The organism is Fulvimarina thalattae, from assembly GCF_040239565.1.
Taxonomy (GTDB): Bacteria; Pseudomonadota; Alphaproteobacteria; order Rhizobiales; family Rhizobiaceae; genus Fulvimarina.
In genome coordinates, this window is sequence record NZ_JBEHWS010000005.1 from 13,436 (window position 1) to 36,664 (window position 23,229).

Annotated in this window: 26 protein-coding genes and 3 tRNA genes; 10 read left to right on the top strand and 19 right to left on the bottom strand. The window is 59.9% G+C overall.

Annotation, left to right across the window (positions count from 1 at the left end):
• Positions 1-57: 57 nt before the first annotated feature.
• Positions 58-204, top strand: a complete 147-nt coding sequence (locus ABRA89_RS07995) for a hypothetical protein (RefSeq protein ID WP_349940938.1) — start codon at positions 58-60, stop codon at positions 202-204.
• Here the strand turns inward: ABRA89_RS07995 and ABRA89_RS08000 are convergent.
• Positions 183-257 (bottom strand) — tRNA-Thr (locus ABRA89_RS08000). The two genes, ABRA89_RS07995 and ABRA89_RS08000, sit on opposite strands and share 22 nt — an antisense overlap.
• A 409-nt stretch (positions 258-666) precedes the next feature.
• Here ABRA89_RS08000 and infC point away from each other — a divergent pair.
• Positions 667-1,206, top strand: coding sequence for a translation initiation factor IF-3 (infC, locus tag ABRA89_RS08005; RefSeq protein ID WP_349941207.1), 540 nt, complete (start codon positions 667-669; stop codon positions 1,204-1,206).
• 275 nt (positions 1,207-1,481) lie between these two features.
• On the opposite strand, the gene ABRA89_RS08010 is transcribed toward infC, so the two are convergent.
• Complete coding sequence (locus ABRA89_RS08010) at positions 1,482-2,306, bottom strand: hypothetical protein (RefSeq protein WP_349940939.1); 825 nt, start codon at positions 2,304-2,306, stop codon at positions 1,482-1,484.
• Between the two features lie 466 nt (positions 2,307-2,772).
• Between ABRA89_RS08010 and panC the strand changes: the two genes are divergently transcribed.
• Both panC and panB read left to right on the top strand, forming a co-directional pair.
• Positions 2,773-3,651: a pantoate--beta-alanine ligase gene (panC, locus tag ABRA89_RS08015; RefSeq protein WP_349940940.1), complete on the top strand. Its 879-nt coding sequence runs from the start codon at positions 2,773-2,775 to the stop codon at positions 3,649-3,651.
• Positions 3,651-4,469 carry a 3-methyl-2-oxobutanoate hydroxymethyltransferase gene (panB, locus tag ABRA89_RS08020; protein ID WP_349940941.1) on the top strand — a complete coding sequence of 273 codons (819 nt, stop codon included), beginning with the start codon at positions 3,651-3,653 and terminating at the stop codon, positions 4,467-4,469. The genes panC and panB overlap by 1 nt, the downstream gene beginning before the upstream one ends.
• 21 nt (positions 4,470-4,490) lie before the next feature.
• On the opposite strand, the gene ABRA89_RS08025 is transcribed toward panB, so the two are convergent.
• Genes ABRA89_RS08025 through ygfZ form a run of 3 tightly spaced genes read right to left on the bottom strand, consistent with a single transcriptional unit; the run spans position 4,491 to position 6,514 of the window.
• A complete protein-coding gene (locus ABRA89_RS08025) occupies positions 4,491-5,006 on the bottom strand; it encodes a tyrosine phosphatase family protein (RefSeq protein WP_349940942.1) in 516 nt (171 codons plus the stop codon).
• Entirely contained in the window at positions 5,003-5,620 is a 618-nt protein-coding gene (locus tag ABRA89_RS08030) for an HD family hydrolase (RefSeq protein ID WP_349941208.1), read from the bottom strand. Before ABRA89_RS08030 ends, ABRA89_RS08025 begins: the two co-directional genes overlap by 4 nt.
• A gap of 48 nt (positions 5,621-5,668) precedes the next feature.
• Positions 5,669-6,514: a CAF17-like 4Fe-4S cluster assembly/insertion protein YgfZ gene (gene ygfZ, locus ABRA89_RS08035; protein ID WP_349940943.1), complete on the bottom strand. Its 846-nt coding sequence runs from the start codon at positions 6,512-6,514 to the stop codon at positions 5,669-5,671.
• A 112-nt stretch (positions 6,515-6,626) separates the two neighbouring features.
• Here ygfZ and ABRA89_RS08040 point away from each other — a divergent pair, with 112 nt between their 5' ends.
• A complete protein-coding gene (locus tag ABRA89_RS08040) occupies positions 6,627-7,964 on the top strand; it encodes a dihydroorotase (RefSeq protein WP_349940944.1) in 1,338 nt (445 codons plus the stop codon).
• Between the two features lie 110 nt (positions 7,965-8,074).
• Positions 8,075-8,623 carry a DUF421 domain-containing protein gene (locus ABRA89_RS08045; RefSeq protein WP_349940945.1) on the top strand — a complete coding sequence of 183 codons (549 nt, stop codon included), beginning with the start codon at positions 8,075-8,077 and terminating at the stop codon, positions 8,621-8,623.
• 22 nt (positions 8,624-8,645) lie between these two features.
• On the opposite strand, the gene ABRA89_RS08050 is transcribed toward ABRA89_RS08045, so the two are convergent.
• From ABRA89_RS08050 to ABRA89_RS08060, 3 genes are read right to left on the bottom strand one after another with little or no spacing between them, the layout of a single operon-like run.
• Positions 8,646-9,788, bottom strand: a complete 1,143-nt coding sequence (locus ABRA89_RS08050) for an HWE histidine kinase domain-containing protein (RefSeq protein WP_349940946.1) — start codon at positions 9,786-9,788, stop codon at positions 8,646-8,648.
• The gene (locus tag ABRA89_RS08055; protein ID WP_349940947.1) at positions 9,785-10,000 is read right to left on the bottom strand and encodes a hypothetical protein; all 216 of its coding nucleotides are present in this window, start codon (positions 9,998-10,000) and stop codon (positions 9,785-9,787) included. The genes ABRA89_RS08050 and ABRA89_RS08055 overlap by 4 nt, the downstream gene beginning before the upstream one ends.
• A 44-nt stretch (positions 10,001-10,044) precedes the next feature.
• On the bottom strand, positions 10,045-11,043 hold the full coding sequence (locus ABRA89_RS08060) for an OmpA family protein (RefSeq protein ID WP_349940948.1): 999 nt from the start codon (positions 11,041-11,043) through the stop codon (positions 10,045-10,047).
• Positions 11,044-11,284: 241 nt separating this feature from the next.
• Between ABRA89_RS08060 and ndk the strand changes: the two genes are divergently transcribed.
• A complete protein-coding gene (ndk, locus tag ABRA89_RS08065) occupies positions 11,285-11,707 on the top strand; it encodes a nucleoside-diphosphate kinase (protein WP_349940949.1) in 423 nt (140 codons plus the stop codon).
• 83 nt (positions 11,708-11,790) lie between these two features.
• On the opposite strand, the gene phbB is transcribed toward ndk, so the two are convergent.
• Positions 11,791-12,516: an acetoacetyl-CoA reductase gene (gene phbB, locus ABRA89_RS08070; protein ID WP_349940950.1), complete on the bottom strand. Its 726-nt coding sequence runs from the start codon at positions 12,514-12,516 to the stop codon at positions 11,791-11,793.
• 274 nt (positions 12,517-12,790) lie between these two features.
• Here phbB and ABRA89_RS08075 point away from each other — a divergent pair, with 274 nt between their 5' ends.
• A complete protein-coding gene (locus ABRA89_RS08075; protein WP_349940951.1) occupies positions 12,791-14,152 on the top strand; it encodes a DUF2252 family protein in 1,362 nt (453 codons plus the stop codon).
• Between the two features lie 21 nt (positions 14,153-14,173).
• Here the strand turns inward: ABRA89_RS08075 and ABRA89_RS08080 are convergent, their stop codons facing one another.
• From ABRA89_RS08080 to ABRA89_RS08110, 7 genes are all read right to left on the bottom strand, one after another.
• On the bottom strand, positions 14,174-15,130 hold the full coding sequence (locus ABRA89_RS08080; RefSeq protein WP_349940952.1) for a ring-cleaving dioxygenase: 957 nt from the start codon (positions 15,128-15,130) through the stop codon (positions 14,174-14,176).
• 253 nt (positions 15,131-15,383) lie between these two features.
• Positions 15,384-16,574, bottom strand: coding sequence for an NADH-quinone oxidoreductase subunit D (locus tag ABRA89_RS08085; RefSeq protein ID WP_349940953.1), 1,191 nt, complete (start codon positions 16,572-16,574; stop codon positions 15,384-15,386).
• 5 nt (positions 16,575-16,579) lie between these two features.
• Positions 16,580-17,005 (bottom strand): GFA family protein, encoded by a 426-nt coding sequence (locus tag ABRA89_RS08090; protein ID WP_349940954.1) that lies wholly within the window; start codon positions 17,003-17,005, stop codon positions 16,580-16,582.
• A 14-nt stretch (positions 17,006-17,019) separates the two neighbouring features.
• Positions 17,020-17,628: an NADH-quinone oxidoreductase subunit C gene (locus ABRA89_RS08095; protein WP_349940955.1), complete on the bottom strand. Its 609-nt coding sequence runs from the start codon at positions 17,626-17,628 to the stop codon at positions 17,020-17,022.
• Positions 17,629-17,638: 10 nt separating this feature from the next.
• Positions 17,639-18,226 (bottom strand): NuoB/complex I 20 kDa subunit family protein, encoded by a 588-nt coding sequence (locus tag ABRA89_RS08100; protein ID WP_349940956.1) that lies wholly within the window; start codon positions 18,224-18,226, stop codon positions 17,639-17,641.
• Positions 18,217-18,582 (bottom strand): NADH-quinone oxidoreductase subunit A, encoded by a 366-nt coding sequence (locus tag ABRA89_RS08105; RefSeq protein ID WP_349940957.1) that lies wholly within the window; start codon positions 18,580-18,582, stop codon positions 18,217-18,219. Before ABRA89_RS08105 ends, ABRA89_RS08100 begins: the two co-directional genes overlap by 10 nt.
• 326 nt (positions 18,583-18,908) lie before the next feature.
• Positions 18,909-18,985 (bottom strand) — tRNA-Asp (locus ABRA89_RS08110).
• Positions 18,986-19,318: 333 nt separating this feature from the next.
• Here ABRA89_RS08110 and ABRA89_RS08115 point away from each other — a divergent pair.
• Positions 19,319-19,394 (top strand) — tRNA-Val (locus ABRA89_RS08115).
• 239 nt (positions 19,395-19,633) lie between these two features.
• Positions 19,634-21,112, top strand: a complete 1,479-nt coding sequence (locus tag ABRA89_RS08120; protein WP_349940958.1) for a cryptochrome/photolyase family protein — start codon at positions 19,634-19,636, stop codon at positions 21,110-21,112.
• A gap of 26 nt (positions 21,113-21,138) precedes the next feature.
• Here the strand turns inward: ABRA89_RS08120 and ABRA89_RS08125 are convergent, their stop codons facing one another.
• The 3 genes from ABRA89_RS08125 to ABRA89_RS08135 all read right to left on the bottom strand — a co-directional run bounded on the left by ABRA89_RS08125 (position 21,139) and on the right by ABRA89_RS08135 (position 23,227).
• Positions 21,139-21,714, bottom strand: a complete 576-nt coding sequence (locus ABRA89_RS08125; protein WP_349940959.1) for a Uma2 family endonuclease — start codon at positions 21,712-21,714, stop codon at positions 21,139-21,141.
• Positions 21,715-21,806: 92 nt separating this feature from the next.
• Complete coding sequence (locus tag ABRA89_RS08130; protein ID WP_349940960.1) at positions 21,807-21,962, bottom strand: hypothetical protein; 156 nt, start codon at positions 21,960-21,962, stop codon at positions 21,807-21,809.
• The gene (locus tag ABRA89_RS08135) at positions 21,962-23,227 is read right to left on the bottom strand and encodes an amidase family protein (RefSeq protein ID WP_349940961.1); all 1,266 of its coding nucleotides are present in this window, start codon (positions 23,225-23,227) and stop codon (positions 21,962-21,964) included. The genes ABRA89_RS08130 and ABRA89_RS08135 overlap by 1 nt, the downstream gene beginning before the upstream one ends.
• Positions 23,228-23,229 lie beyond the last annotated feature (2 nt).

The window sequence follows — 23,229 nt, forward strand, 5'->3', positions numbered from 1 at the left end:
CGCTAAGCTGCTGCGCCCTTGAGGCGCGGTCATGTGCGAAGGGACACTGGTTCCTGAATGTCACAGCTCAAGCCGACTGCCAGCGTTGCTCGGCTTAGCTGCGCCAATGACGAAAGCGACAATCGATACAGCGCAAAATCGCTCGAACTGGGGCCACTCGCCGAAATAAATGTTGCTGGAAATGGTGCTGCCGGAGAGATTTGAACTCTCGGCCTCTCCCTTACCAAGGGAGTGCTCTACCCCTGAGCTACGGCAGCGTCTGGTCTGGTTGACCATCGGGCCTGGAACATTTTGAAATTCCGTCACAGCTGACCATCCGCGTCGCGGAACCGTCTACGCTCAGTCACGAAATCATGCGCTCGACCGATGGCGCGTGTCTCGACATTTTAGGCTTCGCAGTCAAGAGTAAAATTGCACTGCGCAGCCGAAGAACTGCAAGTTCGTGGGCGAAGCCCATTTTCGGGACAGTTTCACGCCTTTCCGTCGTCTATCCAGCGCGAGGACAGGGTGCAAACGAACTCGTTCCATGTTAAGTTGATGGATAACCGCGCATGATCTTGGTGGGTCACGCCGGAGACATCTGCGCTTTCACGGGGAACTTTCGCGTCTTCGGACCACTTTGACCCGGTAACGCACGCTTTCGACAACGATACGGAGACAACGACCATTCGCAGACCATTCCGTGCACCGCCGGCCCAGAAGGAAGGGCCACGCTCGAACCGGGAAATCCGTGTTCCCGCGGTTCAGCTTATCGATTCCGAAGGGGAAAATCGCGGACAGACTCCGACTGAGGAGGCACTGGCGCTTGCAGAAGAAGCCGGGCTCGACCTCGTGGAGATCGTTCCGAACGCGAACCCGCCCGTTTGCAAAATTCTCGATCTCGGTAAGCTGAAATACGAAAACCAGAAGAAGGCCGCTGAGGCGCGCAAGCGCCAGAAGACCATTGAGGTCAAGGAAGTTAAGATGCGGCCGAACATCGACGACCACGATTACGAGACGAAGATGAAAGCCGTCCGGCGCTTCTTCGACGATGGCGACAAGGTCAAGGTGACGCTGCGCTTCCGGGGACGTGAGATGGCTCACCAAGAACTTGGAATGCGACTGCTCAATCGCGTTCGCGAAGAGACCAACGAGATTTCGAAAGTCGAGGCCGAGCCCAAGCTTGAGGGCCGCCAGATGATGATGGTTCTCGCACCGCGAGGTTGAGTGCGGCGAACGGGCTGATCGCGGAAATTTATATCGGCGTTTTCGCGCGAATTCTGGTGATCAAAATGATTGCCGACTGATGTCGAAAGCACGCGGCAATGCGCTTGCCGCGTGCTTTTTCATAATAACTGCAGCAAGCACGAACAGCGCGAATTCGCCTGATTTCGCCTGAGGACTTTCAAATTCGCAGCCGCCGCTGGCTCACCACAGACGCCTGATGACCGCACTCCCCGCAGCGACCGAAGTTCCAGCGGCAAAAAGCGCTGAGCCACTATCTACACCCGAAGCAGGAGCTCCGGTCGTTGTTCCTGGGCGGTCAACACGAATAGCGACGTCTGATCGTCGGTGTCACGGTCGGCACCCCCATTGACCCTTCGCAGTGCAAATCGCGTCTCGCCCACCGCGAAAGAAGCCGGCTGACGTACTTCACCCAAGCCGGTGCCGAGAGCACATTCGATCGCATCATCGAGGTGCCGGCGAGACCGCCTTCCCAAAGCGGATGCAAAATCTCCACCGCAGAGCGGCAAAAAGCTGCCTCGGTGGCAGAGCGTCTCGTCCATTTCGAGATTCATCGCCAATAGCTTTCCGCGATCAGTCATCAGGGCGACGCCGAAAGGGAGATTGCTCCACAAGCTCTCCAATCGCGCCTTGGCGCCATCCGACATGCTGAACATGTCGTCTTTTGCGCGAAGAGCGTCCTCGACCTCGCCCCGGATCCTCGTGAAGAGCGCGGTCAGCGGCGGGCGGTGGGTGTCTCTAAGTCGCGGCTGGAAGAAAAGAGAAAGCCTGTGAAGCCGTCCGTCAGCACCATCGCATTCGAGTTCGATCCTGCATTCGTGCGGATTTTCTTCGTCGAAACGAAATAGCGACAGAGATTCGCCTGCCGGTGCACAGTTCGGCCCGTGCGAAGAATTTGCCTCGGCAACCACTGAATTTAAAAGATAACCCGCCGGCAGCGGTAGGGACTCGATGACGACTTGAAGCCCCTCGAAGCGAGACTGCAGATCATCAATGAATGTCTGCCATCCCCATTGATCGAAAGAAGAATATGCTAAAAGACCCCGAAAATAATCGGGCGATCCCGGAAATGGTACTCGCATGAGAACTCACCACTTTCCGCCCCGTCACAATAGAACCACAAATCTGAGAATGGGACAAGCCGTTATTCGGTATTGCTACTCAGAAGAACCTTCAAGGCACAACCGAAAATAAGCAAGTTGCATCGCGGATGAGTCTCATAAAAATTTTCAGGGCAAGTTTTTGCCAGGGATATTGCGTTCGGTCAGCCATTGCAGACAGACCGCGCAGTGGTCGTTTCCACGTCCGGCAAGACACCAACCTGTCCGGCAAGGCACCAACCTTGGGCATATCGGCAAAACTCCCATTCTATGCCGCGCAAAACTTTCGCCCCCACCAATTTCTGAGTGCGCGGTGGAATTCCCGTGTCGATGGGTTATACGGCACTCAAAGCCGGGCAAACCGAATGAGCGATCAAGCCTCCTAGGCGCAAATCCCTCATGAGAGAGCAGAGACCTGGCGGGTGAGGAACTGCAGGCCAGGCAAGCCGTGAAGATTTGCGAGCATATAGAGGACCTACGGGCAGCTCTTAAGGGAAGCCGCGCAGGTAACGATTCCATCGGACTTGTTCCGACGATGGGGGCGCTTCACGCCGGTCATGAAGCCTTGATCCATAAAGCTCGCACATCCGACGCCACCGTCGTCGTCTCGATTTTCATCAACCCCACTCAATTCGGCGAAAGCGAGGACTTCGAACGCTATCCTCGCACGCTGGACGCAGACCTCGCACTCTGCCGTGAAGCGGGTGTCGACGTTGTCTTCCTGCCGAGCGCGGAAGAGATGTATCCCAAACCGCTTCAGACCCATGTCGCCGTAGAACCGCTGGGTAACGATCTCATAGGCGCGGTGCGGCCCGGCCATTTTCGTGGGGTCGCGACGGTCGTCTGCAAACTCTTCAACATCGTTCAGCCGGATCGCGCCTATTTCGGCCGCAAGGATTATCAGCAGCTAGCCATCATAGGCCGCATGGTCTCCGATCTCTCTTTCCCGATCGAGATCGTCGGTGTGTCGACCGTTCGGGAGGCCGATGGTCTCGCCCTCTCCTCGCGCAACAGCCGCCTCGATCCGGAGCATCGGACAGCTTCGAGCGTCCTGTCACGAGCACTGAACCATGGTGGCGAAATGATCGAAGCTGGGGAGAGCGAGCCGGAGGCGGTTCTCTCAGCCATGCGGGCGATGATCAAAGCCGAGCCGCTCGCCGAACTTCGATCTTTGGATATTCGCACCGCGCGCCTTCTGGAGCCGATCGAACGCTTCGGCGCGGAGCTGGTTGTCATTCTGGTCACCGCGCAATTCGGCCCTGTGCTCTTGATCGATCAGCACGAGGCGCTACCCCCAACGGGAAGAACGGAGCGGAAGGAGCAGTAATGAGTGCCGAAGTCAGAACCAAGAGACGGACGGCGCCAGATATCAAAGCCATGAAGGGCCTCGACCCCATCGTAAGCTTGACCGCCTACAGTGCCGTGACAGCGCGTCTCGTCGACCCTCATGCGGATTTCGTTCTCGTCGGCGATAGCCTCGGCATGGTCGAGCACGGTATGGCGTCGACGCTCTCCGTGACGCTCGACATGATGATCATGCATGGTGCATCCGTCGTGCGCAGCACGGATGAGGCTCTGGTAATCGTCGATATGCCCTTTGGCTCATACGAGGCGAGCAAGGAGAAGGCGTATGAAAGCGCCGCACGTATCATGGCAGAAACAGGCTGTGGTGCGGTGAAACTCGAAGGCGGCGTCGCCATGGGACCGACGATCCGGCATCTTACCGAGCGCGGCATTCCTGTCTGCGCGCATATCGGTCTCACGCCGCAGGCGATGAACAGCCTTGGCGGCTTTCGAAGCCAAGGCCATGACGAAGCGAGCCGGAAGAAGATCGTCGGCGATGCCAAGGCTGTCGAGGAAGCGGGCGCGTTTGCGGTCGTCGTCGAAGGTGTGGTGGAGCCGCTCGCCATCGAAATTACGCAAGCGCTTTCGATCCCGACGATCGGCATAGGCGCCTCGAGCGCCTGTGACGGACAGGTCCTCGTCCTGGAGGACATGCTCGGACTGACCCCGCGCGTGCCGCGTTTCGTCAAACGCTTCGGCGATATCGCAACGGCGATCGACGAAGCCGTCGCAAGCTACGCGCGGGATGTTCGCAGCCGCGCGTTCCCCGGACAGGACAACGTCTACAAACCACGCGACTGAGCGTGCGGGCGCCGGGCGAGATCAAAGTTTCAGCGGCAACATGAACGGGGTTCCGGCAAACGCCTCGGCACCACGCCCGATCGACTGAATCGCCTCGACCATGCGCCCGTCGCGGTTCAGGATCGCATCCGCAAAGCGTACGAGCCGCGCATTCGGTGTCGCGGTCGGCGCACGTTCGCGCAGCTCCTTCGCAAGCGCGACCTCATCGAGATCTGGGTTGATCGACATGGCGAGGATATAGGCAGCCGCTGTCGAACGGCTGATCCCGGCAAAGCAGTGGACGACCAAGGGCTTCTCGCGGCTCCACCGGCTGCCAAACGCGATGAGATCGTGCACATGGCTTTCCTGCGGCGGTGTCATGCCATCCATTGGCTCGACGATGTCGTTGAAGCCGAGAAACAGGTGACGATCAGAGGGTATATGCGCAGGCCGCGCGACCGGCGTGTCCGCGTTGATCAGCGTCACGAGATCGCTCGCGCCATGAGTATCCACGGTGTTGCCCATTTCGGCCAGCGAGGAAACGACGAGATAGCTCATGGTAGATTGGCTCCAGCCCGGCTGTGTGGATTGGCCCTAGTCTCCGCGCCCCCGGCGCGAAGCTTCTGGTCGATGGTTTCGAAGCGGGAGAGAAAAGCGAGTTCCATCTCCTTTGCGGGAGCTGGCGAAAAACGATCATCGAACGCTTCGCTCACAGTCGTGCGCCCGAAAAGCATGTCGGCCTCGCTCACGGAAAAGCCCGCAAGGCGTACTGCTTCTTCGCGGGCCGAGACTTTGTCGGCTGCCTTGATCTGCTTTTCGACGGCAGAGGGAAGTCCGGACGGCAGACCGAAGCGGATATGGATCGCCGCCTGTAGGCGCGCCTCCACCGCCTTGTAGTCGATCCCGAGAACGGCCTTGAAGGGCGAGATCATGTCGCCGATCACGTATTCCGGCGCATCGTGGAGAAGCGCCGCCAGGCGCCACCGGGGCTCCGATAGGTGCGCCGCGACGATCTCTTCGACGACGAGAGAATGCTGGGCCACGGAAAAGGCATGATCGCCAAGCGTCTGCCCATTCCAGCGAGCGACACGGGCGAGACCATGGGCGATGTCGGCGATTTCGATATCGAGCGGCGATGGATCGAGGAGATCGAGCCGGCGGCCCGACAGCATACGCTGCCAGACGCGGCTCGGCTTGCCGGAAGGCCGAGACGCCACGCCTCAAGCCTCGCCGGTTTCGGCTTCGATCGGCAGGGCATAGCCCGCCCAGGACGGGATTGTCAGCTCAACCGGCACGCCATCGATCGCGAGCGGAGCGCCACTCGTCAGGCCAGATGCCAGTTTGTCCGTCCGCACGATGGCGATGCCGAATCGCTCGCTTGCGGCGAGAAGCGTGCCGATCTTGGCCTCTCCGCTTGTCACATTCGCGCCTTCCGTGAGATGGCGCTCGCCACTTGCGAGCATCAGGCGTCGGCGGGCGGTGCCGCGATGCTGCGTGCGCGAGACAACCTCCTGCCCGACATAGCAACCTTTCTTAAAGGAGACGCCGCCGTTCTGGTCGAGCAGAACATCGTGCGGGAACATGTCGGCCTGCGGAAAGTCTGTCTCGGCTTCGGCAACGCCGGAGCGCAGGCGCAGCTCACGAAAAGCCCCTGACTCGATTGGCTCCATGCCAGCTTGCACGGCGTCATAGACGCGATAAACCTCCGCGCCCCCGAACCGCTCGTCTCTCACCGCTCCATTCGGCGTCTCGTCGGCGTTCCAGACCGCGAATACGAGCTCATCGGCAGCTTCCACGGCGACCTTCGCCCGGAGCTTGTAGAGCGTCAGGCGTTTTGTGAGCGCGTCGCGTACCGCTGCCGCGCATTCGATGCGATAGCCATCCTCTGTCTTCGAGACGAGGAAATCAAACAGGATCTTGCCCTGCGGCGTGAGCAGTGCGGAGGGCCGCGCGACGCCGTCCGGCATCGCCTCAATCTCGGCGGTAACGAGGTTCTGGAGAAACGTTCCCGCATCGCTTCCGCTCAAGCGGAGGACGGCTCTGTCTTCGAGCTGAGCAAAGGGCATTGTTCGTCCCAAATCTTTCGAGTCACGAACAGGCTTCGGTGCCGGTTCTTGTTTGCGAACTGGCACCTAGGTATCCCCGACACAGGCTGGAAACAAGCGAGGGCACTCACCGATGACTGCAATCTACGACGTGATCTTGAAGGGCGGCAGCGTCGTCAATCAGGACGGCATCGGCGCGCGCGACATCGGAGTGCTCGATGGCAGCATCGCCGCAATCGGAAGCCTGGACGAGACGACAGCGGACGAAGTGATAGACTGCACCGGCCTGACGGTGTTGCCGGGCGTAATCGACAGCCAGGTGCATTTTCGCGAGCCGGGCAACGAGCACAAGGAAGATCTGGAGAGTGGTTCCATGGCCGCCGTGCTCGGTGGCGTCACCTGCGTCTTCGAAATGCCGAACACGAACCCGCTGACGACGAGCGAAGAAGCGCTTGCCGACAAGGTACGTCGCGGGCGGCACCGGATGCATTGCGATTTCGCCTTCTGGGTTGGCGGCACGCACGAAAACGCCGCTGACGTCGCTGAACTCGAACGCCTCCCGGGCGCGGCCGGTATCAAGGTCTTCATGGGCTCGTCGACTGGCAAGCTGCTGGTGGAGGACGATGAGGGCGTACGCGCGATCCTCAAGAACACCCGCCGCCGCGCGGCCTTCCACTCGGAGGATGAATACCGCCTGCGCGAACGCATGGGCCTGCGCGTGGACAACGACCCCTCCTCCCACCCGGTCTGGCGCGACGTCCATGCGGCGATGCAATGCACGGATCGCCTGGTCGCGATCGCCGAAGAGACGGGCGCGCGGATTCATGTCCTGCACATTTCAACGGGCGAGGAGATAGCTTATCTATCAAACCGCAAGCGCAACGTGACCTGCGAAGCGACCCCGCATCATCTCACACTGACCGCCGACGACTACGCGACGCTCGGCGCGAAAATCCAGATGAACCCGCCGGTCCGCGAAACCCGTCACCGCGAAGCGATCTGGGGCGGCATCCAGTCGGGCATCGTCGACGTTCTCGGCTCGGACCACGCACCCCATACACTCGACGAGAAGGCAAAGGCCTATCCGGAATCGCCCTCGGGTATGACGGGCGTCCAAACCCTTGTGCCCATCATGCTCGATCACGTCGCGAATGGGCGTCTCTCCATCAACCGTTTTGTGGATCTAACCTCAGCCGGGCCTCAGCGCATCTTCGGCCTGGCAAAGAAGGGCCGGATTGCGCTCGGCTACGATGCCGACTTCACCGTGGTCGATCTCAACCGCCGTACCACCATCACGAATGACTGGATCGGCTCGAAGTCCCAATGGACCCCATATGATGGCAAGCGTGTCACCGGATGGCCTGTCGGCACGGTGGTCCGTGGCAAACGCGTGATGTGGGAAGGCGAGATCGTTCAAGCCTCCATCGGCGAGCCGGCGGAATTCGTGGAAACCTTGAGGCCCCTTTCCTGATTAGGCCTACGGCTTCGGACATCTTCGATCCGGGGCCACTCATCGCCGGCCGATAGAGGCAGCGATCATCTCATTCGCCTTGAAGCCCCCTCGCCCACCGGAGAATGCCCATGTTCGTCTCGCCCGATCTCCTGGACGGCATCCTCAAAGGCACCATCCTGGCCTCTCTTGGCCTCGCCCTTGTAATCATCGTCGTGCGGGTTGTGGGCCTCCGATCCTTTTCGAAGATGACGTCGTTCGACTTCGTCATCACGCTGGCGACCGGCTCGCTTCTGGCGACCGTTGCGACCGTCTCATCGTGGGGCAGCTTTCTACAGGGCTGTTTCGCGATCATCGTTCTCATGGCACTGCAGGTGCTGATCGCGGCCCCCCGCGATCGCAGCAACCGGATCAGCGGCTATCTGATGAACGAACCGGTTCTTCTGATGAAGGACGGCGAATTCTTCGACGACGTGATGAACTCGCGCCGCGTTTCCCGAGACGACGTCCTCGGCAAGCTACGTCAGGCCAATGTCGCGGACTTCGACTCGGTCAAGGCCGTGATCATGGAAACGACAGGCGATATCAGCGTGCTCCACGGCGTCGACGAATTGGATCCGCGCCTTCTCGATGACGTGAGAGGGCGCCGACACTTCGAGGCATTCGAGGAGGATCGCTGAGGACGAACGCCCCTCGCTCCGGTCAGGCCATCGAATCGGGCAGCTTTCTCTCGCTGTTCAGCCGAAAGACCAGGCCGGCGGGTTCGAAGTCGAGATAGGCCTTGCCGTTAAAGTAGGATGCGACGACCCGTTGCATCAGCTTCGAACCGAATCCCGACCGTTTTGGCGCCTCGACTTCGGGTCCACCCTTCTCCCGCCAGCTGAACTCGAAGCGCCCCTTGTTCTGTGTCCAGGCAACATCGATGCGGCCATGTGCGTTCGAAAGCGCCCCGTATTTCGCGGCATTGGTCGCCAGTTCGTGCAGCCCGAGCGAAAGGCCGAGGGTTTCCTGCGCGTCCAGCATGATCGGCGGCCCGGAAATATCGAACCGTCCCTCGCCTGGCCGATGCGGTCCAAGCGCGGTCTCGACGGCATTGCGGATATCGACGTTGTCCGATCCCTCTACGAGTAGGACTTCCTGCGCCCGGGCGAGCGCCGAAAGGCGGGTCGTGATGGCCTCCTGCAAGGTTCCGATATCGTCCGATTGGCGAAGCGTCTGGGAAACGATCGCCTGCACCATCGCGAGCGAATTCTTCATGCGATGCGACATCTCGCGGGCGATCTCGCTCTGCCGCCTGATCGCAAGCCTGTGCTTTTCCTCGAGCTTGAATGCGTCCGAAAGGGCCTGCTCGCGTTCGATCAGTGACCGTCGCAATTCAAGCTGCGTACGCGCCTGCCGCGCCAAAAGCATCAGCGTCCTGCTCTGATGCGCATCAAGGTTTCTCGGCTTGACGTCGAAAACGCAAACCGTTCCGATCGGAACACCCTCCGCCGTCTTGATCGCTGCGCCCGCGTAGAAGCGCAGCTTCGGATCTTCGACGACAAGAGGATTGTTGCAAAATCGCGGATCCTCACTCGTATCGGGTATTATGGTGAGCTTCTCCTGGAGCACCGCATGGCGACAGAACGACATTTCAGATGGGGACTCACGAAAGCCTGCGCCGACCTCAGCCTTGAAGTAATCGCGATGCTCGTCCAGAAAATTGACGAGCGCGATCGGCACCTCGCAGACCTCAGAAGCGATCTGAGCGAGGTCGTCGAACTCTTCCTCTCTGGGCGTATCCAGAATGTGATAGCGCGCAAGCGCAGCGGCTCGCGTGGTTTCGGACTGGGTTGTGTCGGTCACTTGCGGCACTCTTGGAATCCGGCAGCTGAAGCAGGCGCTGAATAGCAGGTCGCAGAGCCGTGGAACAGCGTCTGCAAAGCCAGCCGGGCTGGATTGCGCCCGGTACGGAACCCGCAAATTCCTTCCCTGACCAGCAGGAACTGAACGTTGGCGAACGAATGCACCTTTTCGAAGATGTGAGACGGCACCGGCACTTCGAAGCGTTCGACCAAGGATCGCTGAGCAGGCGAAGCCAAGCAGTCCAACCGCTCGGCATTCACTCCGGCCGATAATTCTCCACGACCTCGACGCGCCGATTGCGTGCCCGTCCCGTTTCGGTGCGATTGGTCGCGACGGGAGACACCATGCCGGCGCCGGCCGGCGTCAATCTCTCCGCCGAGACCTGGTAGCCGGAGACGACCGCATCCACCACGGCCTGCGCGCGGTTCTGCGAAAGCGTGAGATTATATTCAAATGAGCCTTCGCTGTCGGTGTGGCCGACAATGATGACGTCGAGATCGGGATTGTCTGTCAGGGCGGCACCCAGTTGCGCGATCTGTTCCTCCGACTCTGGCTTCAGATCGGCCTTTCCGGTATCGAAATAGATGCCATAGATCGCAAGCTTGCCGTCCTTCTCGAGCGCCTGCTCGATTTCACTCGCCTCGAATACCTCGATCTTGTCCGCCTCCATCGGGCGGCCCTCGACCACGCGCACCGCGAACTGCGGAACGGTCTGCCCTGTTTCGCGCTCCTCGCGTTCGATCCCGGTGATCGCCACGCTGACGAGGCCGTCTGGTCCATCCTTTTCCGCAAGAAGGTAGTGAACGGTGGTATATCGAACATCGAAAATCGGAACGTTGCCGCGACCTGCATTATAAAAGTCGAGCGCGGTGTTGCCTCCGCACTCCCCGCCGCCGCGGCAGAAGAATTCGATCTCGAAGCCATCGGCCTCAAGCTTCGACTCGTAGTTACGCATGACTTCGAGCAGAGAGCGACCGGCAGGTCCCATGTAGCCGATCCCAGTGACCTTGCCGCTTCGCTCGGCCTGCCAGAGGTCGAGATTTTCGCGGTCTGCCCACTTCACGCTAGTGGTGGGAAGGCGCACCTCGTCATATTCCCGGCTTTGATAGTGATAGATCACCGCGCCCTCATAACGGCCGACATCGGGATGGTCGCTGGCCCCCTCGATATCACTCTCTTGGGAGACGGCCATCGCTGGAACAAGACAGGTCAAGAAGACGACCGCCTTCGTAATGCGCAGAATCGAATTTCTCATGGGAACCACAAATTTCCTTGCAGCTTGAGCAGGCGCTCAAGGGCCTCTGTCCCTAGGGAAAGAATATCACGCGCTCTTCGCTTTGGAAGAGGTTGAGGCTTCGGGCCCCGTCGCAGCGCGAACGCGTCTGTCTCAAATGAAAAGGAACATCACCATCTCGGCACCGGCAAAGCCTTGCCGTGCAAGCAGTGGCCCGATATAGGACCGGCCACTTCCCTCCCTAAGCAGCAAGGAATGAACGATGGCGATCGAACGCACCTTTTCGATGATCAAGCCGGACGCAACCCGCCGCAACCTGACGGGTGCTATTACAAAAATGCTCGAAGAAGGCGGCCTCACCGTCATCGCCTCCAAGCGCGTCTGGATGAGCCGTCGCGAGGCCGAGGGATTCTATGCCGTCCACAAGGAGCGTCCGTTCTTCGGCGAGCTCGTGGACTTCATGTCCTCCGGCCCGACGGTCGTTCAGGTCCTCCAGGGCGAAAACGCGATCGCGCGCAACCGCGAGATCATGGGCGCGACCAACCCGGCGGACGCGGCCGAAGGCACGATCCGCAAGGAGCATGCACAGTCGATCGGCGAAAACTCCGTCCACGGCTCCGATTCTCCGGAGACGGCCGCCGAGGAGATCAAGTACTGGTTCTCCGAGACCGAAATCGTCGGCTGAATAAGCTGACGTTTCATTGAATTGAAAAGGGCAGCGCGACCACCGCGCTGCCCTTTTTTCATGTCCGAAGAAATCAACGGATATCAGTCGAGATACTGACCACCGTTCGCGGTGATGGTCGATCCGGTAATAAAGGCCGCGTCGTCCGAGGCGAGGAAAGCGACGCAACGCGCAATCTCCTCGGGTTCACCGAGACGGCCGACCGGGATCTGCGGCAGAATCTGCTCGTTCATCACCTTTTCCGGGATCGTCGCCATCATCTGGGTGTTGATGTAGCCCGGCGCGACGACATTGACGGTGATTCCCTTCTTCGCGCCCTCCTGAGCCAGCGCCTTGGTAAAGCCGATATCGCCGGCTTTGGCGGCTGAATAATTCGCCTGCGCGAACTGGCCCTTTTGACCGTTCACCGAAGAAATCGTGATGATGCGGCCGAAACCGCGATCACGCATGCCCGGCCAGACCGGATGGGTCATGTTGAAGACACCGCTGAGATTGGTGTCGATCACCTGCTGCCACTGCTCCGGTTTCATCTTATGAAACGGCGCATCACGCGTGATGCCGGCATTGTTGACGAGGATTTCGACCGGGCCGAGCTCGGCCTCGACCTTCTTGATCCCTTCGACGCATTCCTCGTAGGACCCGACGTTCCACTTGTAGACCTCGATACCGGTCTCATCCTTGAACGCCTTGGCCTTTTCGTCGTCACCTCCATAGGTCGCCGCGACCTTATTGCCGGCTTCCTTCAGCGCTTTTGCGATCGCGGCGCCGATGCCCCGCGTTCCGCCGGTCACGATAGCAACTCGACCCATGTCATTTCCTCCCGATAGTATTCGTTTGCAGCCGGATGCCTTCACCTCCAAGCCCCGGCTCCGTTAGCAATTTAGCGAAGCTTCATTGGCTGGCTACCCCATGATGAGCGGATCGGTATCGGGCGAGGAGGTATTTCCGGGACTCCGGGCGGTTCCAAAGCTTCAGAAAGCTGAGCCATGAAATCCATCGCGGCTAAGCACGACGGTAGTTCTCGGACGCTGACCACCTAGATGACTGCTATGAGGTTCGTCCTTGAAACGGAGCGCATGAGCCATGGATGGCGAGAGTCCTGATCGCAAGCAGCTGATCGCAGACGAGATCAAGCGGATCGACGGCGATTATCCCTCGCCCGACGATCCGTCGAACAAGCATGCGAAGATGTCAGCCAATCCCTATCGCTTTCTGCGGGGCTCGGTACAGCTCTTCTACAACGACCTCGCAAGCGGCCTCCTGACACTCCCCGCCCCCTTCACCGAGACGGTGAAGTTGACCGGCATCATGGGCGATTGCCACGCCTCCAATTTCGGCTTCGTCACTGAAAAAGGCTCCGGCGGTGGGTTGATCATCTTCGCGCCGGACGATTTCGACGACGCCTGCATGGGCCATGCGGGCTGGGATATCTGCCGCTTTCTCGTCAGCCTCTATCTCTCGGTCGAGCTCGCCCAGGGCATACTCGATCGGCGCTACGAGACCGAGGAATTCGACAATCTGGAAGGGTTGCAGGCGCCCGACGCGGAGGCGACCCATGCTGCGGTGAAGGCTTTTCTCAAAGCCTATCGCAAGACGCTGGTGAAGATCATGGACAACCCGCTCCACCGGCGGAAGGTGCTCAGCCATTTCAAGAAGGGCCACGTCCTGCGCAAGGCGCTGAAAAAGGCCGAGAAGCGCTCGATCGGCGGCAAGAAGTTCGAGACGAAGTCGAAGCTCGGCAAGGCCGTGGTGGCCGATGGCGCCGACCTGAAGTTCCGCGACAAGCCCGGCCGGCTGAAGCGGCTCAACAAAACCGAAGAGGCCGAGGTTCGCGCAAACTTCCGAAAATTCGTGGGTGACGAGATTCTAGATGTCGTCGAGCGGATCGGCCAGGGCACCGGATCGCTGAACGTCAAACGCTATTACCTTCTGATCGGGCCGCACGGTGCCTCGACCACATCGGAACTTCCGCTCTGCCATCTGGTCGAAATCAAACAGCAGCGCCAATCAGCGCCGCTGCATTTCTTTCCGAAACTCGACCCACGCAACGATCTTGACCCGGCCCATCTGACGGTGGCCGTCCAGCGCCTGATGCAGCGCGAACCCGATCTTCTGCTCGACGATGCCGAATGGTTCACCGAACACTGGCTGATCCGCTCGCGCCACCACGCGTCGGTGAGCCTTGACCCGGAGGAGATCTGTCTCGACGAAGACGATCCGGGCAAGCGCCTGAAGCAGTATGCCAAGGCGTGCGCGAAGGCCCTTGCCCACGCGCACTCGCGAACCGATCACCGGTCGATCCGGTTCGAGACGATGCTCGCTTCGGCGATCGAGGAGGCGGGTGACGCCTTGATAGAGACCGCCGAGGCCTATTCGCGCCAGGTGATCTCCGATTGGGCAATCATGAAAGAGATGACGAGGATCGATCCGACCCCCGATCACTGATCTCTCATCGCCCTCCCTCGGTCAGGAAGCGTTTTCGAGCGGCTTCAACCCTGCCTCAATCTCGTCCCGACGCGGTTCGAGGAAGGGCGGGAGGGAGAGGCTTTCGCCCATGGTTTCCATCGGCTCATCTGCATCGAAGCCGGGCCCGTCTGTCGCGATCTCGAAGAGAACGCCCGCTGGGATCCTGAAGTAGAGAGAGCGGAAATAGAAGCGCTCGACCTCTCCACTGGACGGAACCCGAAACTCGCGCAGACGCTCGGTCCAGGCCGTCAGTCCTTCGCGATCGGGCGTGCGGAAGGCGACATGGTGAACACCGCCCCTGCCCGGACGAACCGGTGGCAGATCGGGCTCGACTGCAACGTGAAGTTCCGTTTCCGAGCCACCACCGCTCATGACGAAGACATGGATCGTACGACCATCATCTTCGTAGCTGCGTGCCTTCTCCATATTCATGACGCGGGTCAGAACGACCTCGGTCGGCTCGAGTTCGGCAACTGAGAGCGAAATCGTTCCGAGCCCTTGAATCTGATGCTCGGCGGGAATGCCGCTTGCTGGACGAGGCGCGCCTTTCGGACCCTTGCTGTCGGCAATCAGCCTGAGACGCTGACCTTCGGGATCTTCGAAGTCGAGGACGGTCCGGCCATCGAGCTCACGTGGCTCGGTAAGGACGACGGCGGCGCCGGAAAGACGTTCTTGCCAGTATGTAATCGAATCTTCGCTCGGCACGCGAAATCCAGTCCGGCACACCGATCCGCTACCACGTTTTTCCGGCGCGGCCGGCCAGTCGAAGAAAGTGATGTCGGTGCCGGCCGAGCCCTCTTCATCGGCATAGAAGAGGTGATAGGCGCTGGTATCGTCCTGATTCACCGTCTTCTTGACGAGGCGCAGGCCGAGCGTATCACGATAGAAACTGAGATTCTGGGGCGCATTGGCAGTGATGGCTGTGAGGTGATGAAAGCCGGTCAGCTTGAGTGTCATGGAAAGCCCTCCTCTGGACGTTTCCCTCAAGATGGCGTGAACCGGACTTCAATGACAGTCGAGCAATCGGTGACGGCCCGTCACCGGATACGAACGGATCGGTCTGAAAACGCCACCCGCCGCCCCTGTCGGCAAGCCGTGCCGGATGACTGAGCCGGCACAGAAACGCCGATCTTTTCCGACGCTGGTGGGAAAAGATCGGCGCCTTTGATAGCCTTACGAGTTCCGCGCGAGACCGGATGCTCCCGCGGTATTATCGGTCGACTTCACCAAACACGATGTCGAGCGTGCCGAGGATGGCCGAGACGTCCGCCAGAAGGTGACCCTTGCACATCACGTCCATCGCCTGAAGATGCGCGAAGCCCGGAGCCTTGATCTTGCAACGGTGCGGCTTGTTCGTCCCGTCAGCGACCAGATAGACACCGAATTCGCCCTTCGGCGCTTCGACCGCGGCATAGACCTCGCCTTCCGGCAGGTGGAAGCCTTCGGTGTAGAGCTTGAAGTGATGGATCAGCGCTTCCATCGACCGCTTCATCTGCGGCCGCTTGGGCGGAACAACCTTACCCATCGGCGCGGAGACCGGGCCGATCTTTTCCTTGCCAGAGAGCCGCTCGACGCACTGTTTCATGATGCGAACCGATTCGCGCATCTCGACCATGCGGATCAGGTAGCGATCGTAGCAATCGCCGTTCTTGCCGATGGGAATATCGAATTCCATCTCATCGTAGCACTCGTAGGGCTGCGATTTGCGCAGGTCCCAAGCCGCGCCCGAGCCGCGCACCATGACCCCCGAAAAGCCCATCGCCCAGGCATCGTCGAGATTGACGACGCCGATATCGACATTGCGCTGCTTGAAGATGCGGTTGTCGGTGAGGAGACCTTCGAGATCGTCGCAGACCTTGAGGAAGGGATCGCACCACTCGCCGATATCGTCGATGAGCTTCTGCTCGATGTCCTGATGGACGCCACCGGGACGGAAATAGCTGGAATGGAGACGAGCGCCCGATGCGCGCTCGTAGAACACCATCAGTTTCTCGCGCTCTTCGAATCCCCAGAGCGGCGGCGTGAGCGCGCCGACGTCCATGGCCTGGGTCGTCACGTTGAGAAGATGCGACAGGATGCGGCCGATCTCGCAGTAGAGCACGCGAATCAGCTGTCCGCGTATGGGCACATCGACATCAGCCAGACGCTCGATCGCAAGGCAGAACGCGTGCTCCTGGTTCATCGGCGAAACATAATCGAGCCGGTCGAAATAGGGGATCGCCTGAAGATAGGTCTTGTGCTCGATCAGCTTCTCGGTGCCGCGATGGAGCAGGCCGATATGTGGGTCGACGCGTTCGACGATCTCGCCGTCGAGTTCCAGAACGAGTCGCAGCACGCCGTGCGCGGCAGGATGCTGCGGTCCGAAATTGATATTGAAATTACGGACGTCGATTTCAGCCATCGGGCTTATCCTTCGTCGGAAGCGAACTGCGCGAGGAATTCCACGCCGGTCAGCTTCTTCGTATCGTTTGCGAGATCGTACCAGCCGGGCTTGGAATCGACGAAGATTTCTTCGGTGAGCGTGGCATCGTCGATATCCGTGCAGGCCATCGCCGAAAGAGCATACATCGAGGCGTCCTTCGTGCGGAAGAACAGGGCCGTTCCGCATTTCTTGCAGAAACCGCGCTCACCCCATCCGGAAGATTCGTAGATCCCGAGTTGATCCGTTCCGGCGATCGTCACCTCGCTTGCGCCCTCGATCGCCATGTAAGGTCCGGCAGACCAACGGCGGCAAATATCGCAGTGGCAAACTCCCACATGGAGCGCATCGACTTCGGCGGAAATCTTCACACCGCCGCAGACACAATGGGCATCGAGTCGTCTCTTGGCCATGATCGCCGTCTCGCTCAGTTCGGCGCCTTCTCGTCTCCCGGCAGCACGTATTCAGTGCCTTCCCAGGGCGAGAGAAAGTCGAAGTTGCGGAACTCCTGGCGAAGATCGACCGGCTCGTAGATCACCTGCTTGCGCTCTTCGTCGTAGCGAACCTCGACGAAACCGGTCAGCGGGAAATCCTTGCGCAGCGGATAGCCCTCGAAGCCGTAATCGGTGAGGATGCGCCGAAGGTCCGGATGGCCGGTGAACAGGATACCGTAAAGGTCGTACGCCTCGCGCTCGAACCAGTCGGCCGCAGGGAAAACGTCTGAGATCGAAGGTACCGGATCGTCTTCGGTCGTCATCGTCTTGACGCGGATGCGGCAATTCTGACGCGGCGAGAGGAGATGATAGACGACCTCGAAGCGCTTTTCCCGCTGGGGGAAGTCGACGCCGCAAAGATCGACGAAATTGATGAACTGCATCTTCGGATCGTCGCGCAGGGTCGACATGACCTTCACGACGTTTTCCGGCGTCACGACGAGGGTCAGTTCGCCGAAACGGAAGAAGTGATCCTCGAGCCGGTCCTCGAGCGATTCGAGAACCGCATCGCGAACGTCCGAGCTGATCTGCTCGTGAGCCATTTGCGTCTCCTCAGCGCTCGATCGTTCCGGTGCGGCGGATCTTCTTTTGAAGAAGCATCACGCCGTAAAGCAGCGCTTCTGCGCTCGGCGGGCAGCCGGGTACGTAGATGTCGACGGGGATCACGCGGTCGCAGCCGCGAACCACTGAATAGGAATAGTGGTAATAGCCACCACCGTTCGCGCAGGAGCCCATGGAGATCACGTAGCGCGGCTCGGGCATCTGGTCGTAGACCTTGCGCAGGGCCGGCGCCATCTTGTTGGTCAGCGTGCCCGCGACGATCATTACGTCCGACTGGCGCGGCGAAGCACGCGGGGCAAAGCCGAAGCGCTCGGCGTCATAGCGCGGCATCGACATCTGCATCATTTCGACCGCGCAGCAGGCGAGGCCGAAGGTCATCCACATCAGCGAGCCATTGCGCGCCCACTGGATGAGATCGTCGGTCGAGGTGACGAGAAAGCCTTTATCGGCGAGTTCGTCATTGATCGCCGTGACGAACGGGTCAGGCGCAGCCGTCACCGAACCCGGCGCACCGGCGCTCGCGACATCCGTCTGCGGCGCAAAAAGCGGCTTGTCGTTCATTCCGTGGATCACTCCCATTCGAGTGCTCCCTTCTTCCATTCGTAGATGAAGCCGATGGTGAGGACGCCGAGGAAGAACATCATCGACCAAAGGCCGAACCAGCCGACTTCGCCAAAGCTCGCGGCCCAGGGAAACAGGAACGCGACTTCGAGATCGAAGATAATGAACAGGATCGACACCAGGTAGAATCGCACATCGAACTTCATGCGCGAATCGTCAAATGCGTCGAAACCGCACTCATAGGCGGACAGCTTTTCGTCGTCCGGAGATTTGTAGGCGAGTAGGAAGGGCGCAGCCAGCAAGGCGAGCCCGATCACCAGACAGATGCCGACGAAGATCACGATCGGCAGATATGAAGTCAGAAGCTCTTCCATCGAAAAGATAGGCCCTCGCTCGTCGACGGTTGGACACGTCAGAGAATTTCGGTGTCCAGAGAAATTGCCCACGTTCGGACTTCGGTGTCTTTACCTGCCGACCCATTTAGGTGCCGGCAATTCAGACCGAAGCCACGCAGGCCAGTCTCGCCACACCTAGCTCCTTGGCAGTAAAGGCGCAAGCAGTTGCGGCATTGTCAGAAGGACGCGCTGGCAGGCGAAAAGCGGAGCATCCGCCTCAGTGTGCGATGCCAAACACGACGATTTTCGAAGAGATTAATCCGAAGCGCCATTTCCAGAGATCATCGACTGATCCTCAAAGGAAATGGCGCGAGTGACGGGGCTCGAACCCGCGACCTCCGGCGTGACAGGCCGGCACTCTAACCAACTGAGCTACACCCGCGTTTTTCTCGCCGCCCGAAGCAGCGATGGCGGTCATTTACGGGCTCACCTGATTCAAGTCAAGCGGGCTTGGAGAAACAATCTTCGGAGCTGAATCGTATGCCGGACAGGCCACTGAATCCGTTGTTCGCCAGGCCATCTGACAACTCCGACGAAGAGCGCTCGGGTCATCTTCGCGAACGAATCGAACCTAGCCCTAGGGAGCATAATTCACGTCGATTGCCCCCATCCCAACCAAAGGCGTCAGCATACCCTCAAAATTGGGACGCCGAGCTGAATCATGGCCTTGAACGAACCGTGAGAAGGGAATAGAGAAGCGGCTCTGATACGATCAGGGCGGTTAGCTCAGTTGGTAGAGCGCCTCGTTTACACCGAGGATGTCGGGAGTTCGAGTCTCTCACCGCCCACCAGTCCCTTCAATCAATTCGCCAGAATACCGGAAAGCGTTTTCTCTTCGAAGATTGCGTCGGCCACCCGAATTGCGGGTTCAGTTCTCGGGCGGCGCGCTTTTATCTCCGTTTTTGCATGTCAGCAGCGTATCGATTCGCGTCGGTTCAACTTGCGGCATTCCGTCCGCATCCCGCTTCCAACTCATGCCGAGCGTTACAGATAGTGCGGCGATATTGAACCTGAGACGGACGGAAACGGAATGGCGCGCACCCGAACCCCGAACAGTGAAACAGCCGATCAGGAAAGTGGGCCGATCGTTGTCTGGTTGCGGGATGATCTGAGGCTCGACGACAATCCGGCATTGGCACTTGCGGCCGAAACCGACCGGCCGATCGTTCCTCTTGTCGTGCTCGACGAAGAATCGGACGCTATCCGCGAACTCGGTGGTGCGCACAAATGGTGGCTGCACCATTCGCTGGAGAGTTTCGCCACTTCATTGCGCGGCAAAGGCTCCAAGCTGACGCTTAGGCGCGGCAAGGCGAAGGATCACGTGCTCGACGTGATCGAAGAAACCGGCGCGACCGCCCTCTTCTTCAATCGGCGCTACGACAAGGCCTCGCGGGCTGTGGACGACGCGATTGAAGAGGCGGTCGGCGACGACGTCTCCGTCGAGCGCTTCACGGCCAACCTTCTGCACGATCCGGAAAATGTCGAGACGACCACCGGCGGCTATTACAAGGTCTATACGCCATTCTGGCGCAAGGTCTCGGAGAGCGGACCGCGCGATCCGATCGATGCACCCAAGGGCCTCAAACAGCCGGACTCCTTTCCCAAGTCGGACGACTTGAAGGACTGGGATCTCCTGCCGACCAAGCCGGACTGGTCCGGAGACATCGCCAATTTCTGGACGCCGGGCGAAAAGGCCGCGAACGAGCGATTCGAGACCTTCTGCGACGAACTTCTCCCCGACTATCATCAGGGCCGGGAACGCCCCTTCGCCGACGACACCTCACGCATGTCGCCCTATCTGAGATGGGGCGAAATCTCGCCCTACCGCCTCTGGCATACGGCGCAGGCCTATGCGAGCCGGCGCAAGACAGTGCCGGAAGAGGCAATCAAGACCTTTCTGCAGGAGCTGATCTGGCGCGATTTCAACTATCACCTCCTTTTCCATTTCGGAGCGCTCGCCACCGAAAACTTCAATGACCGCTTCGACAAATTCCCATGGCGCTCGTCGAAGAAGGATCTGAAAGCCTGGCAGAAGGGGCTGACCGGGTATCCGATCGTCGATGCCGGCATGCGCCAGCTGTGGCAGACGGGGTGGATGCACAACCGGGTGCGCATGATCGTCGGCTCCTTTCTGACGAAAGATCTCCTCATCGACTGGCGCGACGGCGAGCGCTGGTTCTGGGATACGCTGGTCGACGGCGACATCGCCTCCAACACCGCGCAGTGGCAGTGGATCGGCGGCGCCGGGGCCGACGCCCAACCCTTCTTCCGCATCTTCAATCCGATCACCCAGAGCGAGCGGTTCGACAAGAAAGGCGCCTATATTCGTCAGTTCGTGCCCGAACTGAAGGATATGCCGGACAAGCACATTCATGCGCCATGGAAAGCCGGTAAGGAGGTTCTGGAAAAGGCGGGGGTAAAGCTCGGCGAAACCTATCCAGAGCCACTCGTCGACCATTCGGAGGCACGGGATCGGGCGCTGTCGGCCTATGACGAGGTGAAGGGCTGATAGATTGGGAGGCAGCCGCGATTGGCTCAAGCCCTCGGATGAGCCGTTGAAGCCTCCGAGAACGGGCGCGGCGACAGCGTGTCGTAGATCGCGCTCAGCGCCACGGTTGCACCGATGACGGGAAAAGCAATCTTCTGCGAAAGCTCGACATACATTTCCGGCAACCAGTTCTCCGGGCTGGCACGGCGGTAGACTTTCACACTGACGAAGTCCGGATCGACGAACACGATCATCTCCACTGAAGGAATAGATCTATATTCGTCCAGCTTGTTGGTGAGGTCGATCTGCGACGTGCTCTTGGAAAGAACCTCAACGAGAATCACTGGGTTCCTAGCTGCCAACGTATCTGGGTCGACAGGAGAACAATCAACGACCACATCAGGGTAGCGAACCTGATACTCGCGGCAAATGACGCCCATGTCACTCGTCATCGTGCTGCAGCCATGCCCTTTCGATGCAGCTCGAAGAGCATCGCTCAGATTACCGACGACGATATTGTGCGCCATTTTCGCGCCGGTCATCATCTCGATCGGCACGCCATCAAGAAGCTCATACCGAGACTTCTGATGCGTCGCCCATTCGACGAAGTCCTCGGCGCTCATCCGATCGTCTTTCGGCGCAAGCATTTGCTATGCCCTCTGTTGCGAGAGCAGATCATAGCACGATCTTGACACGGGCGTAGCCTGCCCCTGCGTCAGTGCGGCTTGTGGACGAAGAGGTCGTAGGCTGTCAGCACAATCGTAAAGCCGAGCACGACGGCCAGATCGATCCGGGGCACATTCCAGATAAGGATGCCGAGGAACACGCAGAGAATGACGAAGGCGATAAGGGACAGCAGTTTCTCGAGCATCAGACGTCTTGCCCTTCGAGTCGTTTCACAATCCAGCCGGCCGTTCGCATCAGTCGTGCATCCTCGCCTTGCCTTGCAGCCAGCGTCAATCCAAGCGGCGCTCCATCCGGCGTTTCCAGCAACGGAAGCGTCAGGACAGGAAGGCCGAGGAAAGCCAAAAGCGTTTCGTTCAGAGAAGCGGTTGTTTCAGTCTCGATCGGTCCGATCGCGGCGACAACATCGCATCGGGAGAGGATCTCGTTGAGACCGGATTTCAGGACAGGACGCCAATCGAGCGCGCGAAGGTAATCGACCGCTGAAATTGCCTGGCCGTCTTCGACGACCTTTTTCAGCGTCTCGGGCGCGGCGTCGGGATAACGCCGGCGATAGACCGCCAGCGACTTGGCAGCCTCCACCGCAAATATCCGCTCCGACTGAGGTGCCGCCTCGGCAAAGAGATTGGGCAAAGGCGTCTGAAACGCTTCGCGACCCAACACGTCGATCAACTCGTCGAGTGGCGCTCTGGCGGTCTCGCGGTCATCTGAAATGAAACCGATGGTCGGCGCAACGGGCGGAGACGACTTCAGCGACGACGCCAGCTGTGGATGCGGCTTCGGCTCGCTCGCCGGATCGGATGTATCGTGCCCGGCCAGCGCGTCAGCAAGGAGCAAGAGCCCTTCCAGGTCTGACGCCATCATCGTGACGCCATCGAGGCTCGGCGCGAGCCTGAACAGGCCGGATTGCGGGATCAAGCCGGCACTCGGACGGTAGGCGAAGAGGCTGGAGAGTGCGGCGGCCCGCAAGGATTCGCCACGGGCCTCGACCGTGGCGGCAAGCGGAAAACATCTCTTGGCGAGTAGGGTTGCAGCCCCGGAAACAGGCTCACCGACGCGAAGCGCTGGAATAGCGGATTTTGCGAAAAGGAGTGAACCCGCCGAACGCAGCAGCGCCGCAATCGCTGAGTCCCGTTCGCCGAGCGCGGCGTCGAGCGCTTCAAACCCGCGCTTCGATGGAACGCGCTCCATATCGCACGCGTCGTCGAGGAGAACCGGCAGTCCGTGCAGCGCGCCGAGCGGTTTGCCACGTCCACGAAATGCATCACGGCTCTCGGCGATACGCCTCGCATGGGCGTCGTCGATCCAGGCAAGAGCATCGCGGGCGCCTTCGGCCCGCTCGATGCGCTTCAGGACATTCTCACAGACCTGATGGCACCGTGCCGCGCCCGTGACGAGCCGCTCGCGTAGAACGCCGACGGGCAGATCAAGTGGCTCAGGCATGCGGCTCATGA

Excerpts from the sequence above, each read along its gene's own strand:
- ABRA89_RS07995 (WP_349940938.1), top strand. The coding sequence starts at position 58 with ATGTCACAGCTCAAGCCGACTGCCAGCGTTGCTCGGCTTAGCTGCGCC.
- ABRA89_RS08010 (WP_349940939.1), bottom strand. The coding sequence starts at position 2,306 with ATGCGAGTACCATTTCCGGGATCGCCCGATTATTTTCGGGGTCTTTTA.
- panB (WP_349940941.1), top strand. The coding sequence starts at position 3,651 with ATGAGTGCCGAAGTCAGAACCAAGAGACGGACGGCGCCAGATATCAAA.
- ABRA89_RS08025 (WP_349940942.1), bottom strand. The coding sequence starts at position 5,006 with ATGAGCTATCTCGTCGTTTCCTCGCTGGCCGAAATGGGCAACACCGTG.
- ABRA89_RS08030 (WP_349941208.1), bottom strand. The coding sequence starts at position 5,620 with ATGCTGTCGGGCCGCCGGCTCGATCTCCTCGATCCATCGCCGCTCGAT.
- ygfZ (WP_349940943.1), bottom strand. The coding sequence starts at position 6,514 with ATGCCCTTTGCTCAGCTCGAAGACAGAGCCGTCCTCCGCTTGAGCGGA.
- ABRA89_RS08040 (WP_349940944.1), top strand. The coding sequence starts at position 6,627 with ATGACTGCAATCTACGACGTGATCTTGAAGGGCGGCAGCGTCGTCAAT.
- ABRA89_RS08045 (WP_349940945.1), top strand. The coding sequence starts at position 8,075 with ATGTTCGTCTCGCCCGATCTCCTGGACGGCATCCTCAAAGGCACCATC.
- ABRA89_RS08060 (WP_349940948.1), bottom strand. The coding sequence starts at position 11,043 with ATGAGAAATTCGATTCTGCGCATTACGAAGGCGGTCGTCTTCTTGACC.
- ndk (WP_349940949.1), top strand. The coding sequence starts at position 11,285 with ATGGCGATCGAACGCACCTTTTCGATGATCAAGCCGGACGCAACCCGC.
- phbB (WP_349940950.1), bottom strand. The coding sequence starts at position 12,516 with ATGGGTCGAGTTGCTATCGTGACCGGCGGAACGCGGGGCATCGGCGCC.
- ABRA89_RS08075 (WP_349940951.1), top strand. The coding sequence starts at position 12,791 with ATGGATGGCGAGAGTCCTGATCGCAAGCAGCTGATCGCAGACGAGATC.
- ABRA89_RS08080 (WP_349940952.1), bottom strand. The coding sequence starts at position 15,130 with ATGACACTCAAGCTGACCGGCTTTCATCACCTCACAGCCATCACTGCC.
- ABRA89_RS08085 (WP_349940953.1), bottom strand. The coding sequence starts at position 16,574 with ATGGCTGAAATCGACGTCCGTAATTTCAATATCAATTTCGGACCGCAG.
- ABRA89_RS08090 (WP_349940954.1), bottom strand. The coding sequence starts at position 17,005 with ATGGCCAAGAGACGACTCGATGCCCATTGTGTCTGCGGCGGTGTGAAG.
- ABRA89_RS08095 (WP_349940955.1), bottom strand. The coding sequence starts at position 17,628 with ATGGCTCACGAGCAGATCAGCTCGGACGTTCGCGATGCGGTTCTCGAA.
- ABRA89_RS08100 (WP_349940956.1), bottom strand. The coding sequence starts at position 18,226 with ATGGGAGTGATCCACGGAATGAACGACAAGCCGCTTTTTGCGCCGCAG.
- ABRA89_RS08105 (WP_349940957.1), bottom strand. The coding sequence starts at position 18,582 with ATGGAAGAGCTTCTGACTTCATATCTGCCGATCGTGATCTTCGTCGGC.
- ABRA89_RS08120 (WP_349940958.1), top strand. The coding sequence starts at position 19,634 with ATGGCGCGCACCCGAACCCCGAACAGTGAAACAGCCGATCAGGAAAGT.
- ABRA89_RS08125 (WP_349940959.1), bottom strand. The coding sequence starts at position 21,714 with ATGAGCGCCGAGGACTTCGTCGAATGGGCGACGCATCAGAAGTCTCGG.
- ABRA89_RS08130 (WP_349940960.1), bottom strand. The coding sequence starts at position 21,962 with ATGCTCGAGAAACTGCTGTCCCTTATCGCCTTCGTCATTCTCTGCGTG.
- ABRA89_RS08135 (WP_349940961.1), bottom strand. The coding sequence starts at position 23,227 with ATGAGCCGCATGCCTGAGCCACTTGATCTGCCCGTCGGCGTTCTACGC.